This is a genomic window from Termitidicoccus mucosus (assembly GCF_038725785.1).
In the GTDB taxonomy this organism is placed as follows: Bacteria; Verrucomicrobiota; Verrucomicrobiia; order Opitutales; family Opitutaceae; genus Termitidicoccus; species Termitidicoccus mucosus.
This window is the reverse complement of record NZ_CP109796.1, coordinates 4,507,724-4,522,639: the sequence shown is the minus strand read 5'-3', so window position 1 is coordinate 4,522,639 and position 14,916 is coordinate 4,507,724. Positions and strand designations below refer to the sequence as shown.

10 protein-coding genes are annotated in these 14,916 nt (G+C 63.8%); 4 read left to right on the top strand and 6 right to left on the bottom strand.

Annotated features, from left to right (window positions below; genetic code table 11):
• Positions 1-36: 36 nt before the first annotated feature.
• The 5 genes from OH491_RS15715 to OH491_RS15695 form a co-directional block, all read right to left on the bottom strand.
• Positions 37-2,262 carry a PAS domain-containing hybrid sensor histidine kinase/response regulator gene (locus OH491_RS15715; RefSeq protein ID WP_068770610.1) on the bottom strand — a complete coding sequence of 742 codons (2,226 nt, stop codon included), beginning with the start codon at positions 2,260-2,262 and terminating at the stop codon, positions 37-39.
• 28 nt (positions 2,263-2,290) lie between these two features.
• Positions 2,291-4,504 carry a PAS domain-containing hybrid sensor histidine kinase/response regulator gene (locus OH491_RS15710; RefSeq protein WP_334319353.1) on the bottom strand — a complete coding sequence of 738 codons (2,214 nt, stop codon included), beginning with the start codon at positions 4,502-4,504 and terminating at the stop codon, positions 2,291-2,293.
• 237 nt (positions 4,505-4,741) lie between these two features.
• Positions 4,742-4,975, bottom strand: coding sequence for an SWIB/MDM2 domain-containing protein (locus tag OH491_RS15705; protein ID WP_334319354.1), 234 nt, complete (start codon positions 4,973-4,975; stop codon positions 4,742-4,744).
• Positions 4,976-5,102: 127 nt separating this feature from the next.
• A complete protein-coding gene (locus OH491_RS15700; RefSeq protein ID WP_334319355.1) occupies positions 5,103-7,118 on the bottom strand; it encodes an ABC transporter ATP-binding protein in 2,016 nt (671 codons plus the stop codon).
• Positions 7,115-9,082, bottom strand: a complete 1,968-nt coding sequence (locus OH491_RS15695; protein ID WP_084442230.1) for an ABC transporter ATP-binding protein — start codon at positions 9,080-9,082, stop codon at positions 7,115-7,117. The genes OH491_RS15700 and OH491_RS15695 overlap by 4 nt, the downstream gene beginning before the upstream one ends.
• Positions 9,083-9,487: 405 nt before the next feature.
• Here OH491_RS15695 and ppk1 point away from each other — a divergent pair, with 405 nt between their 5' ends.
• The 3 genes from ppk1 to OH491_RS15680 all read left to right on the top strand — a co-directional run bounded on the left by ppk1 (position 9,488) and on the right by OH491_RS15680 (position 13,248).
• Entirely contained in the window at positions 9,488-11,764 is a 2,277-nt protein-coding gene (gene ppk1, locus OH491_RS15690; protein WP_084442231.1) for a polyphosphate kinase 1, read from the top strand.
• A 626-nt stretch (positions 11,765-12,390) separates the two neighbouring features.
• Positions 12,391-12,891 carry a GNAT family N-acetyltransferase gene (locus OH491_RS15685; RefSeq protein WP_068770613.1) on the top strand — a complete coding sequence of 167 codons (501 nt, stop codon included), beginning with the start codon at positions 12,391-12,393 and terminating at the stop codon, positions 12,889-12,891.
• Positions 12,892-12,960: 69 nt separating this feature from the next.
• Complete coding sequence (locus OH491_RS15680) at positions 12,961-13,248, top strand: YciI family protein (protein ID WP_068770614.1); 288 nt, start codon at positions 12,961-12,963, stop codon at positions 13,246-13,248.
• Positions 13,249-13,424: 176 nt separating this feature from the next.
• Here the strand turns inward: OH491_RS15680 and OH491_RS15675 are convergent, their stop codons facing one another.
• Positions 13,425-13,637 (bottom strand): hypothetical protein, encoded by a 213-nt coding sequence (locus OH491_RS15675; RefSeq protein WP_145928817.1) that lies wholly within the window; start codon positions 13,635-13,637, stop codon positions 13,425-13,427.
• A gap of 182 nt (positions 13,638-13,819) precedes the next feature.
• On the opposite strand from OH491_RS15675, the gene OH491_RS15670 reads away from it, so the two are divergent.
• Positions 13,820-14,482 (top strand): hypothetical protein, encoded by a 663-nt coding sequence (locus tag OH491_RS15670; RefSeq protein ID WP_145928818.1) that lies wholly within the window; start codon positions 13,820-13,822, stop codon positions 14,480-14,482.
• Positions 14,483-14,916: the final 434 nt, after the last annotated feature.

The window sequence follows — 14,916 nt, the reverse complement described above, 5'->3', positions numbered from 1 at the left end:
CCCGCGGCGCAAAAGGAGCGCACGCTACGCGGGGCGCTACGCGTTTTCCCGCGCGAGACGCGCGAGCTGGCCGACCAGCGAGCGGTGGTGCACCGGCTTGTTCATCAACATGCGGAACGCGGGGCGCAGCGCCTGCCAGGCTTCCCGTGTCGCACTCAGGCATACCAGGCCCAGCATGCGCGCCGCGTTTGCCTCCGCCCCGGCGGGCAGGCGAATCCATTCATCGCATTTTCCCGTGTCGCAATCCACCACGGCGAGATCCCAGCCGGGCTCGGCGAGCCGCCCGGGCCCGGCGGGAAACGCCTCCGCGCCGCACGCCGCGATTTCGCGCACAAGCTCGCGGCGCACGCCGTCGGATTGCGACACCACGGCGACGCGCAATCCCGTGAGCTTCGTGGACGGGGCGGACGAGGCCGCGTCGCCGATGGTGTCGGACACCAGCCGGCATTGAATCGAGAAATGAAACACCGAGCCCTTGCCGGATTCGCTCTCGACGCCGATGTCGCCGCCCATCAGGTGCACGAGGTTGCGCGAGATCGCCAGCCCGAGCCCCGACCCCTCGAAGCGGCGGGCCGCGGATGAATCCACCTGCGTGAACGGATCGAACAGCGTCTCCTGCTTTTCCGCGGCGATGCCGATCCCCGTGTCGCGCACCGAGAAGAGCATCGTGATCATGTTGTCGTTGGCGAAGGCGCCCGCGCCGTCGGGCATGAAGGGCGCCGCCGAGCGGGTGCGGCCCGAGGCGAACACGCTGGCGCGCAATTCGACCTCGCCATCGGAGGTGAACTTGACCGCGTTGCCGGAAAGGTTGATCAGCACCTGCCTCAGCCGGTCCGCGTCGGCCATGACTTCCTGCGGCACCTCGGGGCTGATCTCGTGCAGGAGCTGCACGCGCTTGCCCGCGGCTTTTTCCGCCATGATGTCGAGCACTTCCTCGATGAGGGCGCGCGGATCGCAGGGGCCGTATTCCACCTGCATCGTGCCGGACTCCACACGGGACAGGTCGAGGATGTCGCTGGTCAGGCGCACGAGCGCCTCGCCGCTGTTGCGGATGGTTTCGACATAGCCGGTCTGCTCCGGCGTGAGGTCGGTGTCGAGGAGCAGGTTGGAAAATCCCACGATGCCGTTGAGCGGCGTGCGCACCTCGTGGCTCATCATGGCGAGAAACACGCTCTTGGCGTGGTCCGCCTCCTCGGCGCGCTCTTTCGCGCGGCGCAGTATCTCATCCTGTTTTTTCCGCTCGGTGATGTCGGTGATGATGAGGATGCAGCCGGAAACCTCGCCCCGTCCGTCCCGCCCGCGCACGGGCGTCGCGGCGATGCGCACCGGGTAGGTCTCGCCGTTTTTGCGGCGGAACAGCCGCTCGGATTCCCAGGGGACGCCGTCTCGCACGCGCTCGCCGAGCGCGGCCAGCTCCTCGCGCGCCAGTTCCTCTCCTTGCAGGACGTGCCATTGCAATGTCCTCAACTCCTCGCGGGTGTAGCCGGTCTGGCGGCACAGGCCGGCGTTGGTGTATTCGATGCGCCCGTCGAGGCCGGCGATCAGGACGGCGTTTTCGCTTTGCTCGACGGCCTCGCTGAGCTTCTGGATCACGCGTTTGCGGCCGACGCTGCGCCGGGCGACGGCATATGCGGCGAGCGGCAGGCCGAGCAGTATCCATGCGTCGAATACGCGGCGAATGCCGTCCCGGAAGGCTTCCGGGTCCCATCGGCGCGAGTCCAGGTCGTAGGCAACGATCGTCACCGGGCTCCCGGGGGGCGCGTCATCGGAGCGCGGGATGGCGGTGTATCCCGTCTTTTGATGCCTGTTGCCCGGATCGGTCTCGAGATGCACCGTGCCGGCGGCGCCTTGGAGCAGGGAAAGCAGGGTCCCGCGGCTGATGGCGCCGGTGTGGATCGCGCCGGGCCGGGGGTCGTCCGGCGCGCCGGGGGCGGGCGAACTGACGAGGTTGACGACGGTTCCCGCCCGGGGATCGCAGCGCAGGAGCCGCATCGCGCCGACGGCGGGATGATCGGCGCGCACGCGGGCCAGCCGGGTTTTGATTTCCTGATACGCGCCGGACTGCGCATCCGAGGGCGTGCCGGCCAGCCGCGCCAGTTCCTCTTCCGGAAGGGAGAGCGCGAGCATCTTCACGCCGGCCTGCAAGGCGAGCAGGCGGAAGGCTTTTTTTTGCGCATAAGCGTGCAGGCCCGCGATGACGCCTGCCGCGACGACGAGCACGGCGGCGAGGGCGATCTTGCGGTTGGTGAGTGTGAAGGACATGGCGGTTCTTCCCGTGGCTGATGCGCGTCTAGGCCGCCCGGGGCGCGGCGTTCCTTTCGTCGCGGCCCGCCATGCGGGCGAGTTGCTTGGCCAGCGCCCCGTGGTGCACCGGCCTGGCCAGCAGAAACTGGAATTGCCCGCGACGCAACTGTCGTTCCGCCGTGCCCGCGCTCACGTTCAACAACCCCAGGATGCGCGCCGGCCGGGGCCCGAGGAGGGCCGTGATCCCGCCCCATGCCGGCCCGTCGTCCGCGACCGCGCAATCCACGATCGCCATGTCCCAGTCTTTTTCTGCCGCCGCCAGCGCGCCGGGCGCGAGCACGGATACGATGGCATCCCGCGCTTTCAATTCGCGGGTGAGCTCGCGCGTCATGCCGGCGGAAGTCGTGGCGACGGCCACGCGCAGCCGGGCCAGGCTGCCGTCCGGCGGAGGCGGCGCGGCGTTCGCGGGCAGCGCGCATACGACGGAAAAATAAAAGACCGACCCGCTCCCCGGCTCGCTTTCGACGCACACGTCGCCGCCGAGCAGGTGCACGAGGTGGCGGGAAATCGCCAGCCCGAGCCCGGCGCCGCCATAGCGGCGCGAATTCGTCGAGTCCACCTGCGAAAAGGGCTGGAAGAGCTTTTCCTGGCTGACCGTCGAGATGCCGATGCCGGTGTCGCGCACCGAGAAGAGCAGCGTCATCATCACCCTGCCGTCCTGCTTTCCGGCCACGATGGCCGGCTGGTCGGAGGCGAGCACCTTCAGGCGCATCTCCACCTCGCCCGACGCGGTGAACTTGATCGCGTTGCTGGCGAAATTCAGCAGCACCTGCCGCAGGCGCGTGCTGTCGATCAGCACCGTTTCCGGCACCTCGGCCGCGACTTCGTGCAGCAGGTCGAGCGCGCGCCCTTCCGTTTGCGCGGCGACTTGGTCCAGGGTCTCCTCGATCAGCAGGCGCGGGTCGGCCGGCGCCGGCTCCAGTTGCATCTTTCCCGATTCGATGCGGGACAGCGCAAGGATGTCGCTGGTCAGCCGCACCAGCGTCTCGCCGCTTTTGCGGATGGTTTCGACATAGCCTTCCTGCTCCGGCGTCAGCTCCGTGTCCCGCAGCAGGCTGGAAAACCCCACGATGCCGTTGAGCGGCGTGCGCACCTCGTGGCTCATGGTGGCGAGAAACACGCTCTTCGCGCGCTCCGCCTCCTCGGCCTTTTCCTTCGCGCGCTGCAACATCAGCTCCTGTTTCCTGCGCTCGGTGATGTCGGTGATGACGAGGATGGTGGCCAGCACCTCGCCGGACGCCTCGCGCACGGGCGTCACCGTGGCGCGCACCGGGTAGGTCTCGCCGCTCTTGCGGCGGAATTCCCACTCGGCCTCCCAAGGCGTGCCCGCCTGCACCAGCGCGTCGCGCCGGGCAAACTCCTCCGGCGACGGCTCCATCGTGCGGAGCGAGCGCCACTTTATGGGCATCAACTCCTCGCGCGTATAGCCGACCTGTTTGCAAAAGCTCGGGTTCACATACTCGATGCCGCCGTCGTGCTTCGCAATCAGGATGGGGGTGTCGCTCTGCTCGATGGCCTCGCTGAGCTTCTGGATCAGCATTTCCTGCCGGTTGTGGCGTTTGCCGAGCAGAAACGCCGCGAAGGGCAGCCCCAGCAGCAGCCACACCGTCAGCACCCGCTCCGCGACCGCCCCGCCGATCGCCCGCGCCCAATAGCCGGCATCGACGTCGTAACGCAGCACATCGACGGCGGGGCCGTCCCGGGCGGCGCGTCCGCCGCCGCCGATGGCGTAACCCGAAATCCAGTATTTACCCTCCCAGTCGCGGTGCAGCAGATTCACGGCCGTCGTCGCGCCGTCAGCCAGCTCCCGCGCCGCCCGCGCGTCCGCCGTGCCGTCGCGCGAATCGCCCGGCCCCGGGATCGCGTCCGCCTCTTCCGCCGCGCCCGCCGCGGCCAGGCAGATCACATGGCCGGTGGCGGGGTCCAGCCGCAGCAGGCTCAGGAAACCCACGGCCGGGCGCGCCTCGCGCACGGTGGCCAGCCGGGTGGAGATTTGTCGAAACAGCTCCGTTTCCATGTCGGCGCGCCGCCCGGCCAGCCCGGAGGTTTCCTCGGCGGGAAAGGAAAGCGCGTAGTGGAGCAGGTCGCGCTCGAGTTCCGCGCGCTGGTCCGCAACCATGCGGGACCATTCGAAGCCGCCCGCGACCAGGCTCACGAGAAGGATCAACACGAACATCGCGGTTTTGTGCTTCTTGGTCATGCCGATGCGAAGGCTGGTTGACGGCGTTGCGCTAAGAACGCGGAGGGCCGGCGTTCCCATGTTCCGCGGACGGGACGGCGCTCCCGCGCCGGGAGGAATCGCTGCAAAAAGGCTTTAACATGCGCGCATGGGAGGTTCTGAATCTGCGGCGGTTGTAGCAGAAATCCCCCGGGCGGACACAAAAAAAACCGCCGTCGGACGGGCCGGCGGCGGTTTCGGAAACAAACAACGGGGCTCTTATTTCTCCAGATGCGCGGAGACCAGCTTCGTCATCTCGAACATGCTGACGGACTTCTTGCCGCCGAAGACGGGCTTCAGCTTGTCGTCGGCATTGATCTGGGTTTTGACCTTCTTGTCCTGAAGGCTGTTTTTCTTGATGTAGTCCCAGAGTTTCTTGGTAAGTTCCGTGCGGGGAAGGGGCTTCGCGCCGACGACAGCCGCGAGGACGGCGTCGGGTTGAACCGGTTTCATAAAAGCAGCGTTTGGTTTACGAGCGGATTTTTTAGCCATACGGGTTCTGGATGTAGCGCGGCCCCGTGCGAAAGCAATGATTATTTCTTGGCTAATTTTTAGCCCTTCCAGAGGTAAAAAAGACGACTTATGCGTTTCCGCCGCCCCTCATGAAGCGCCGGTGCAGCCGCGCGTATTCGCCATTCTGATACAGAAGGTCCGCGTGCGCGCCCCGTTCGACCACCCGGCCCGCGTCGAGCACGAGCACGAGGTCCGCCTCGCGGATGGTGCTGAGGCGGTGCGCCACGACGAAACTCGTGCGCCCGCGCAGCAGCACGGCGAGCGCGGACTGGAGGCGCGCCTCGGTCACCGCGTCGATCGCGCTCGTGGCCTCGTCGAGGATGATGATGCGCGGGTCGGCCAGCATCGCGCGCGCGAAGCACGCGAGCTGCCGCTGTCCCGAGGAGAGCCCGCCGCCGCGCTCGCCCACCGTGGCGAGCAGGCCGCCGGGCATCGCGTCAAACATGTCCGCGCAGCCCAGCCGCTCCACCGCATCGCGCACCTCGGCGTCGGTCGCGCCGGGCCGGCCGAGGCGGATGTTGTCGAGCACGGTACCGCTGAAGAGGAAGTTCTGCTGCTGCACCATGCCGAGCTGGTGGTGCAGCGAGGCGCTCGTGATCGTCCGGATCTCCCGCCCGTCAACCAGCACCTCGCCGCCGGTGGGCAGGTAGAATTTCGCGACGAGGTTGATGATGGAGCTCTTGCCGCTGCCCGTGTGCCCGACGAGCGCGATCATCCGCCCCGGTTTCGCGACAAACGACACATCGCGCAGCACAAGATGCGCGGGATCGTAGCCGAAGGAGACATGGCGGAACTCCACTTCCGCCCCGAACGGGGCGGAAGTGGAGAAGTGAGAAGTATCAAGTGGCAGGTGACAGGAAGAGGAAGCCGGCGGCGGGCGCGCGGCGGCGGGCGGCGGCGACTCGTATTCATCTTCTTGATACTTGCCACTTGTCACTTCCCCTCTTCGCGGCCGCGGATCCGGAAGATCCGCGGCCGCGGGGTCGTCCTCCCAGTCCGGTTTGGCGTCGAGCAGGCGGAAGACACGCTCGGCGCTGGCCATGGCGACGAGCGCCTGGTTGTACTGGTTGCCCAGCACCTGGAGCGGCGAGAAGAACTGCCCCGCGAAGAGAAAGAACTGGATGAGCACGCCCACGTCCACCTGGCCTTGCAGCACCTGCCAGCCGCCGAGCACGAGCAGGATCGAGACGAAGAACTGGCTGTTGAGCTCCAGCAGCGGCACGAGCACCGCCGAGGTGCGCGCGAGCGCGATGTTGTAGCGCGAGTGGTCGGCGAGCAGGTTGCGGAAAAGCCCGGCGTTGAGGTCCTGCCGCACGAAGCCCTGCGTCACGCGGATGCCGCCGACCGATTCGGCCAGCGTGGCGGTCACGCGGCTGAAGCTCTCCTGCGCGGCGCGCGAGTCGCGGCTGAGTTTTCCGCGGAAGTGATGGTTGATGAGCGCGAGCACGGGGGCCATGCAGAGCACCACGAGGAACAGCACCCAGTCCACCCACAGCATCACCGCCGCCGCGAAGAGCATCTGCCCGAGCTGCACGATGCCGACGAAAAACACGTCCTGCACCGCGGTGCGGATCGTCTCCACGTCGGACGTGACGCGGCTGATGATGCGACCGAATTTCACGCGGTTGAAAAACGCCATCGGCATGCGCTGCAAATGCGCGAACAGCTCCGAACGCAGCAAGCCCACGACGGACTCGCCCAGCTCGAGCGCGAAACGCTGCCGGAAGTGGAACATCCCGTCCGTCACGACCGCGAGCGCGAGGTAGGAAACCACGCCCCAGAGCACCCAGCGCGGCTCGTGGTTCGCGATCGGGCCGGCGATGATGCGGCTCGCCAGCCAGACCAGCGCGGGCAGTTGCGCCGAGCGCAGCAGCGTGAGCGCGATGAGGGCGTTGCGCTTCGCGGCGAAGCGCCCCATGTAGCCGAAAAGCCGCCGGATCAGGCCCCACTCCAGCGGCTTGATGACCGGGTCGTCGTCCTCCGGCTCCCGCTCGCGATGCACCAGCGCGAGCGGACGCCGCGGCGGCACCGGCGTCGTGCCCGGCCCGAAGGGTTTTGGATTGGGCGCCTGGTCAGGATTCATGGTTCGTCCGCCGCGCGATGCGCGCCTCCGTTTCCGTTTTCATTTGCGCCCGCGCCATTCGCCCGGGCGACGATGCCGCGCAGTTCGCCGCCGTCCACCAGTTGCAGCTCGGCGACGCGCAGATACGGGCCGGGCACGCGCACAAGCTCCTCGTGGCGCCCGCGCTGCACGATGCGGCCGTTCTCCATCACGATGATGAAGTCCGCGCGCCGCAGCGTGCTCAACCGGTGCGCGACGATGAAGGTCGTGCGGTCGGCGATGGCGTTTTCCAACGCCTCGAAAATCTCGTGCTCCGTGCCCGGGTCGATGGCCGCCGTCGGGTCGTCGAGCAGCAGGATCGACGGCTCCAGCAGCACCGCCCGCGCGATGGCCAGGCGCTGGCGCTGCCCGCCGGAAAGATTCGAGCCGCCCTCGCCCAGCACCGTGTCGTAGCCGCGCGGCATCGCCATGATGAAATCGTGCGCGGCAGCGATGCGGGCGGCCTTTTCGATTTGCTCGCGCGTCGCGTCCGGATGGCCGAAGGCGATGTTGGCCGCGACGGTGTTGCTGAACAGGAAGCTCTCCTGGAAAACCAGGCCGATGTTGCGCCGCAGGTCGTCGAGGTCGAGCCGCCGCACATCCACGCCGTCCACCAGCAGCCGCCCGCCCGTCACGTCGAAGAAGCGCGGGATCAGGCTCATCAGCGCGCTCTTGCCCGCGCCCGTCGCGCCGAGGATCGCCACGCACTCGCCCGCCTTCACCTCCAGGTCCACGTCCCGCACCACTGACTCCGCGCCGCCGTAGGAAAACGACGCATGCTCGAACCGCACCTCCCCGCGCAGCCGCGGACATCGCACCGCGTCCGGCGCGCTCCGCACCTCCACCGGCGCGTCGAGAATCTCAAACACCCGCCGCGCGCCGATGAGCGACTGCTGCACGCTGTTCACGATCGTGGCGACCTGGTTGACCTGCCCGGAAAACTGCTCCAGCAGCCCGGCGAACACCACCAGGCCCGCGCCGAGCGGCAGCCGGTCGTTCATCACCAGCCAGCCGCCGTAGCCGAGGAGCACGACCATGTTGATGCGCGTCAGGAAGCCCACCGCCGGGCTGAACAGGCTCACGCGCCAGAAAATCCCGCGCTGCTGCTCGAACACCGCGCGGTTGGCCCGCTCGAACGCCTTCCGCGCCTCGCGCTCGCGCCCGAACGCCTTGGTCACCTGCGCGCCCTGGATGTTTTCCGCGAAATTCTGCACCATCTGCTCCACCAGCTCGCGGCTGCGCGCGTATTGCGGCAGGATGAGCCGCGAAAACCACGCGGCCATCAACCACAGCCCCGGCGTCGTGGCGAGGCACGCCAGCGTGAGCCCCCAGTGCAGGCTCGACATGTAAATGACATACACCACGAGCGACACCACCATGATCACGCTCTGGATCAGCACCTGGTCCACAAACATGCGCACCGACTGCACGTCGCCCGTCACCCGCGTGATGATGGAGCCGGTGGTGTTGGCGTCGAAGAAGCGGAAGCTCAGGCGCTGGAGCTTGTCGTAAATCTCGCCGCGCATGTGCACGACGAGGTTTTGCTGCACGAGCTTGTTGATCGAGATGGTGTAGAAATAGTTCAGCACCGCGCGGAGCACGGCCATCGCGAGGATGAAGCCCGCGATGAGCAGCACCACGCGCAGCGGCTCCCATCCGCGCGGCAGCAACTCGCCCATCGGCCCGCCCGGAAACGGCGCCGCCCCTCCCGCCTCCGCCGCGCCGCCCGCCTCGCCCGCGCGCTGCCCGAGCACGAAACGGATGTAGTCGATGCCGAGCCCGGTCAGGCTCAGCCCGCTCAACCCGAGCGTGAGCAGCACCAGTTGCAGCGCCAGCACCTGAAGGCATCGCGTCCGGTAGCGCCACGCCAGCCCCAGCAACCTGCGGATCAACGCGCCATTCGAGGGCGACGGCGCGGCGGTCGGGTTGGGCGGAGGAGCATGCATGCGGCGTTCCCAATGAAACCCAATTCCCCGCCGCCCTCACGCGAAATTTTTGAAACACCTGAAAAGATTTTTCCCTCCATTTCGAATGCCTGATCGGGCATTTTTCACCACAGATGGCAGGTTAGGCGGCCACGGGTGGAACACTTTTGGAACCGCAGATGAACACTGACAACCTCAGATAAAGTCTGCCCAAGGCCAGGACTTGAATCTGCGTTATCTGTCTTCATCTTCGGTTGTTACGGCTTGTAAAAAAGCCATCGCGCCGGGCGAAGCAGCACCCTCAAATGGCGCGCGACCGCCTTGCCCGCATCTGTTACATTCCCGTGACACCATGTCCCCTTGCCCCTTTTGGGTGGCCTAGTCGCGGGGAACATCTACCCTTTCCGGACTTTCTTTACGAACGACATGGCGAGACGCGTATCCAGTTCCACCAGAAAACGACGCAAGGCGCGGCGGCTTCCCCCGAACCCCGCGCTCTGGGTGATCGAGCCCGACAGCCAAGTCGCCCCCGTGTCCGACCCCGCCGCCGCTGCCGCCTCCCCTGCGCCCGCTGCTGCCGCTGCCCCCGCCCCCGCCGGCTCCCCGCGCCCGGCCAAGCTCGCCTACTTCAACCGCGAGCTTTCCTGGCTCGCCTTCAACCGCCGCGTGCTCGAACAGGCGCGCAACAGGAAAAACCCGCTCCTCGAACGCGTAAAATTCCTCGCCATCGTCAGTTCGAATCTCGACGAGTTTTTCGAGATCCGCGTCGCCGGCATCATCCAGCAAGTCGAATCCGGCGTCACCGAGCCCACCGCCGACGGCCTCTCGCCCCAGGAGGAATTGCGCCGCGTCCACTCCGTCGTCGCCTCCCTTGTCGAGGAGCAATACCTGTGCTGGCACAAGGAGCTCGTGCCCGCGCTCGCCCGCGAAGGCATTTTCATCAAGCCCGCGCGCGAACTCGACCCGCGCGAGCTCGCCTGGGCGCGCGAGTATTTCCAGGAGCAGGTCCTGCCCGTCGTCACGCCCGTCGGCGTCGACCAGTCGCACCCTTTTCCCCAGCTCGGCAACAAGACGCTCAACGTCGTCGTCTGCCTCGACAACCCCCGCGACCGCAAGGCCCCGCCGCTCACCGCCATCCTGCCCGTCCCGCGCATCCTCCCGCGCCTCGTGCGCCTCTGCCCCGCCGAGAGCGGCCCGCAGCGCTTCGTGTTCCTGAGCGAGATCATCAAGCTCTGCGCCGACGCGTTTTTTCCCGGCTACCGCGTGCGCAACGCCTCCGCCTTCCGCGTCACCCGCAACAGCGACCTCTACATCGACGACGAGGAGGCCGAAAACCTCCTCCAGCGCATCGAGGAACAACTCCGCCAGCTCCGCCGCGGCGCCGCCGTGCGCCTCGAAATCGAGGACAACGTCCCCGACCCCATCTTCGACTCCCTCTGCGCCCACCTCGACCTCTCGCACGAATACGTCTTCCGCCTCCACGGCCCGCTCAACCTCCTCCGGTTGATGAGCCTCACCGACATCGACCGCCCCGACCTGAAGTTCCCCTCCTTCACGCCCGTCAACGCCTCGCCGCTGCGCGCCACGGAAAACATCTTCGACACCATCCGCGCGCAGGACGTGCTGCTCCATCATCCCTACGACTCGTTCCAGCCGGTCGTCGATTTCGTCGAGCAGGCCGCGCGCGACCCGCAGGTCTTCGCCATCAAGCAGACCCTCTACCGCACCAGCGGCGACTCGCCCATCGTGCGCGCCCTCATCGAGGCCTCGCGCAACGGCAAGCAGGTCGCCGCCCTCGTCGAGCTGAAAGCCCGCTTCGACGAGGCCAACAACATCCAGTGGGCGCGCCAGCTCGAGGAGGCCGGCGTGCACGTCGTTTACGGGCTCGTCGGCCACAAGACCCACTGCAAATGCTCCCTCGTCGTCCGCCGCGAAGGCACCGGCCTGCGCCGCTACGCCCACTTCGGCACCGGCAACTACAACCCGAAAACCGCGCGCCTCTACACCGACCTCAGCCTCTTCACCGCCGCCCCGCACCTCACCGGCGACGCCGCCAACCTCTTCAACTCGCTCACCGGCTTCAGCCTCGCGCCCGACTTCGCGCACCTCCTCGTCGCGCCCTACAACCTCCACCGCCGCATCCAGGAGCTCATCCAGGCCGAGACCGCCCGCGCCGCCGAAGGCAAGCCCGCCCGCATCATCGCCAAGATGAACTCGCTCGTGGACAAGGAGACCATCGACAACCTCTACATGGCCTCGCGCTCCGGCGTGCAGGTTGACCTCATCGTGCGCGGCATCTGCTGCCTCGTCCCCGGCATCCGCGGCCTGAGCGAGAACATCCGCGTGCGCAGCATCGTCGGGCGCTACCTGGAGCACGCCCGCGCCTTTTATTTTGAGAACCACGGCGCCGAGCCGCTCATCTACGCCGGCAGCGCCGACTGGATGCCGCGCAATTTTTTCCGCCGCGTGGAAGTGCTCTTCCCCATCGAGTCGCCGCCGCTGCGCCGGTGGATCATGGACGAGTTTTTCCCCCCCGAGCTTCGCGACAACGAAAACGCCCGCATCCTTTATCCCAACGGCAGCTACCTGCCGCCGGTGCGCGTCACGCCCGACGAACCCGATTTCGCCACCCAAGCCTACTCGATGGCCTGCGCCCTCCAGCGCGCCCAAGTCCCGGCGCACCCGCCCGCGGCGGCATCGTGATCCGTCACGCGCGGACCCGGATTCGCCGCGGCGCGCAACTCATCAGTTACAGCATTTCCAAACTTGTTTTGGACTTTGGCGCCCCTGTCCTTTTGGAACAACGGCCTCCGTGCCGTCCGGGGTCGGGTGGCATGGGCGTCCCGCCCATGCGATGGCGCGTGCCACGCAAACCACGCGGAAGGACTCCAAAAGGATAAATCCCATTCGGGAATGGTATAATACCATTTCCCAATGAAAATCGCCTTTTTGCTGGAGGGCCGAGCTCCTGCGAGGCCGTCGCGGAAAAACGTCGCGTATAACCGCGACGGCCTCGCAGGAGCTCGGCCCTCCAGAAGAGTGAGTTTCGTTCGGAATTGGTATTATATCATCCAAACGGAACCCCAGCTGCTGCGATGTAACCCTATGGGTTTGCATCGCCAGCAAACAGCGGGGCGATGCGCCTTTCGCCATCCGCAAGGCAGCCATCAAATCACCCACAAAAAATAAATCCGCCCATCTTTTAAAACATAAGATGTTGCAAAACAAAAGGAACATGTCTTTTTGGCATTAAATGCACATCGAAACTATCAACACTCGAAACTTCACCCATGCCGCGCCGAGTGCTGTCCAATAACATTGTTAAGCAAATGAATACGATCACCCCCTGCAGGGTCGAAGAAGAACCGGTCATTCACGAGATCATCAATGACGCTGCGAATGCCTACAAAGGGGTTATCCCTGCGGATCGCTGGCACGAACCCTATATGTCCGCTTCCGAACTCCAGTCGGAAATCGGCAAGGGCGTCAGGTTTTATGGTTACCGCGAGGCGAACCGTCTGCTTGGCGTCATGGGGATTCAGGAGGTGAAAGAGGTCACCTTGATCAGGCATGCCTATGTCCGCACGCAGCATCGGGGCAAAGGGATTGGCGGGCAGTTGTTGGCGCATTTGCGCCAGCTCACGAATCGCCCGGTCCTGATAGGCACGTGGAAGGCGGCGACCTGGGCGATCCGGTTTTATGAGAAGCATGGCTTTGCGCTTGTGACCGAACGCGAGAAAAACCGGTTGCTGAAAACCTACTGGACCGTGCCCGATCGTCAGATCGAAGAGTCGGTTGTGCTGGCGGATTCGCGTTGGTGCCGAAAGTGAAGAAACCCGGCAAGGCGCCGGAGCCAGCCGAAGCGGCTGGCCCGCCTTTAATATTGGTCAAAGAAAAATATGTTCATCATCTCACTCAACTACATCAAATCCATCCCGGACGTGGAACGGCTCATTCCAGCCCATCGCAAGTTTCTGGAGCATTTTTATGACTCCGGGCATTTTCTTCTCTCCGGGCGGAAAGAACCGCGCGATGGAGGGATTATTATTGCCCAAGCGGAGACCCGTTCGGAAATAGAAAATATAATAAGGGAAGATCCCTTTTGGAAGGAGCAGATGGCGGATTACCAAATAACAGAGTTTTTTCCGACCATGACAGCCAAGTCTCTTTTGCATCTTAAAGTATGACACGCGTCATTTTTAATCCGTCCCTAATTTTGGCTGCGATAACGCGCAGCATGTCCGGGAAGAGCAAGCGCCTAATAAAATAGGCGCCACAAAGACGCGAAAAGACAAATGAAGTCTGTTTTAACACAGAGAACACAGTGCTCTGACACGGAGAGCACAGAGAGAAAAGACCTTTTTCAGGTTTGGCCTCCGAGGCCTCTGTGGGCCGCGCTCTGTGCCCTCTGTGTCAAAACAGACCGCCTCAGCTTTCTTTTTGATAGACGCTCTAAAAAGCCTTCGCTTCGGGCGGAAATGCCTCTTCCTGCAAAACGGCCTTCCAATTTGGAAACGGGACCGCGCGACTCATCGCGGAAGAAACCACCCGCCGCCGGATTGATGGGATTGTTCATGAAAAAGCTTCCGGAAAAATGATTTTGACGAGATTGCTCGACGCATCCCAAAAAGCCAAATTCAAAAACCAAATTTCAAGGGCTCCGGTATTGACAATCAAAATGATAAGGCAAAAATCCCTGCCATGTTCCCTCTTCTACAACCCAAGGCCAGTTTGGCCTAATAACACTGTTCGACAAAAATGAATCCTCTAAAAGCATTTCTAAGCGGCTGGAAAGCCCAAGGGAAAACACCTACAGTAAATCCACGAATCCCCCAGAAATATGTTTATGCAGTCATTGATATTCTAGAAAACGAAAAATCCCGAAACGGATTGCGAAAAATTGTATGCGACTCAGAAGAATCGGCCTCCTATTTCAATTTTTCATACGATGCCTTACCCTTTTCGATGGCGCTAACACTAGCGGGGGTAAAAAGTGGCAATGATAAGTCACTGCATATGGCTTTAGCTGGCGGATTAGACGCCCTTGTCGATTCTATGCTAGATGGTCGCCTAACTACACCCAGAGAAGTTATCGCCGACCGCGAAGAGCGCCTTTTTATCCACTCGCTAAAACGGCGTATGGGTTACACGCCGCCATTTTCTCATTTTGAAAATGAAGTGATTGAGATGAATTCTCTTTTTTCGGCTATTTATTCCCATCGTTCCTTAGGTATTATGGATGCTGCGATGAAAGCCTTTAGCGGAGGGAGTGCTGGAGAAAAGGCGTTTACTGAGTTTGGCATTAGGTATGCCTCCACCTTTTTAAAGAACGCCACTATGCTTCCCGATGAGAATAAATTGCGCTACGCGGCACTATATATATCAAGCGTTTACATAATATTGGGCGAAATAAAGCACTAGATTTACGAATGAAGAAGAAGTCGAACAAGACACTAGAGCCAATGCCCATGTCTGTCACGGATGCTGCTATCGCAGCCTCCGCGCCAGCCACGGTCATGGCTCACTTCTGACGTTGATCTAGCTGCGAATATACAAGCCCAAAAAAGCAAAGCCAGTCCCCAGTTTTTCGCCTGGGATTTGTGTTTATATAAACTGCCGCCGCCGGAGGCACAGGACAGGGACCGGTCGATTATGGGATAAACGCGTGCGTGGGTTGGGTGCGTGATCCTGGTTTTCACCGTGATCGTGCTGATCTTCGCGGGTTGGTTACCGACAGTGCATTGGTGCGTCTTGCCCGCATGCTCTAGGCTCGTGCGTGGCGGGCGGATCGCTCCGTGCCCGCTGCCCCTAACGTCAACATGCATGGGCCGGCCGCCCGGTCCCTGACTGGTGCC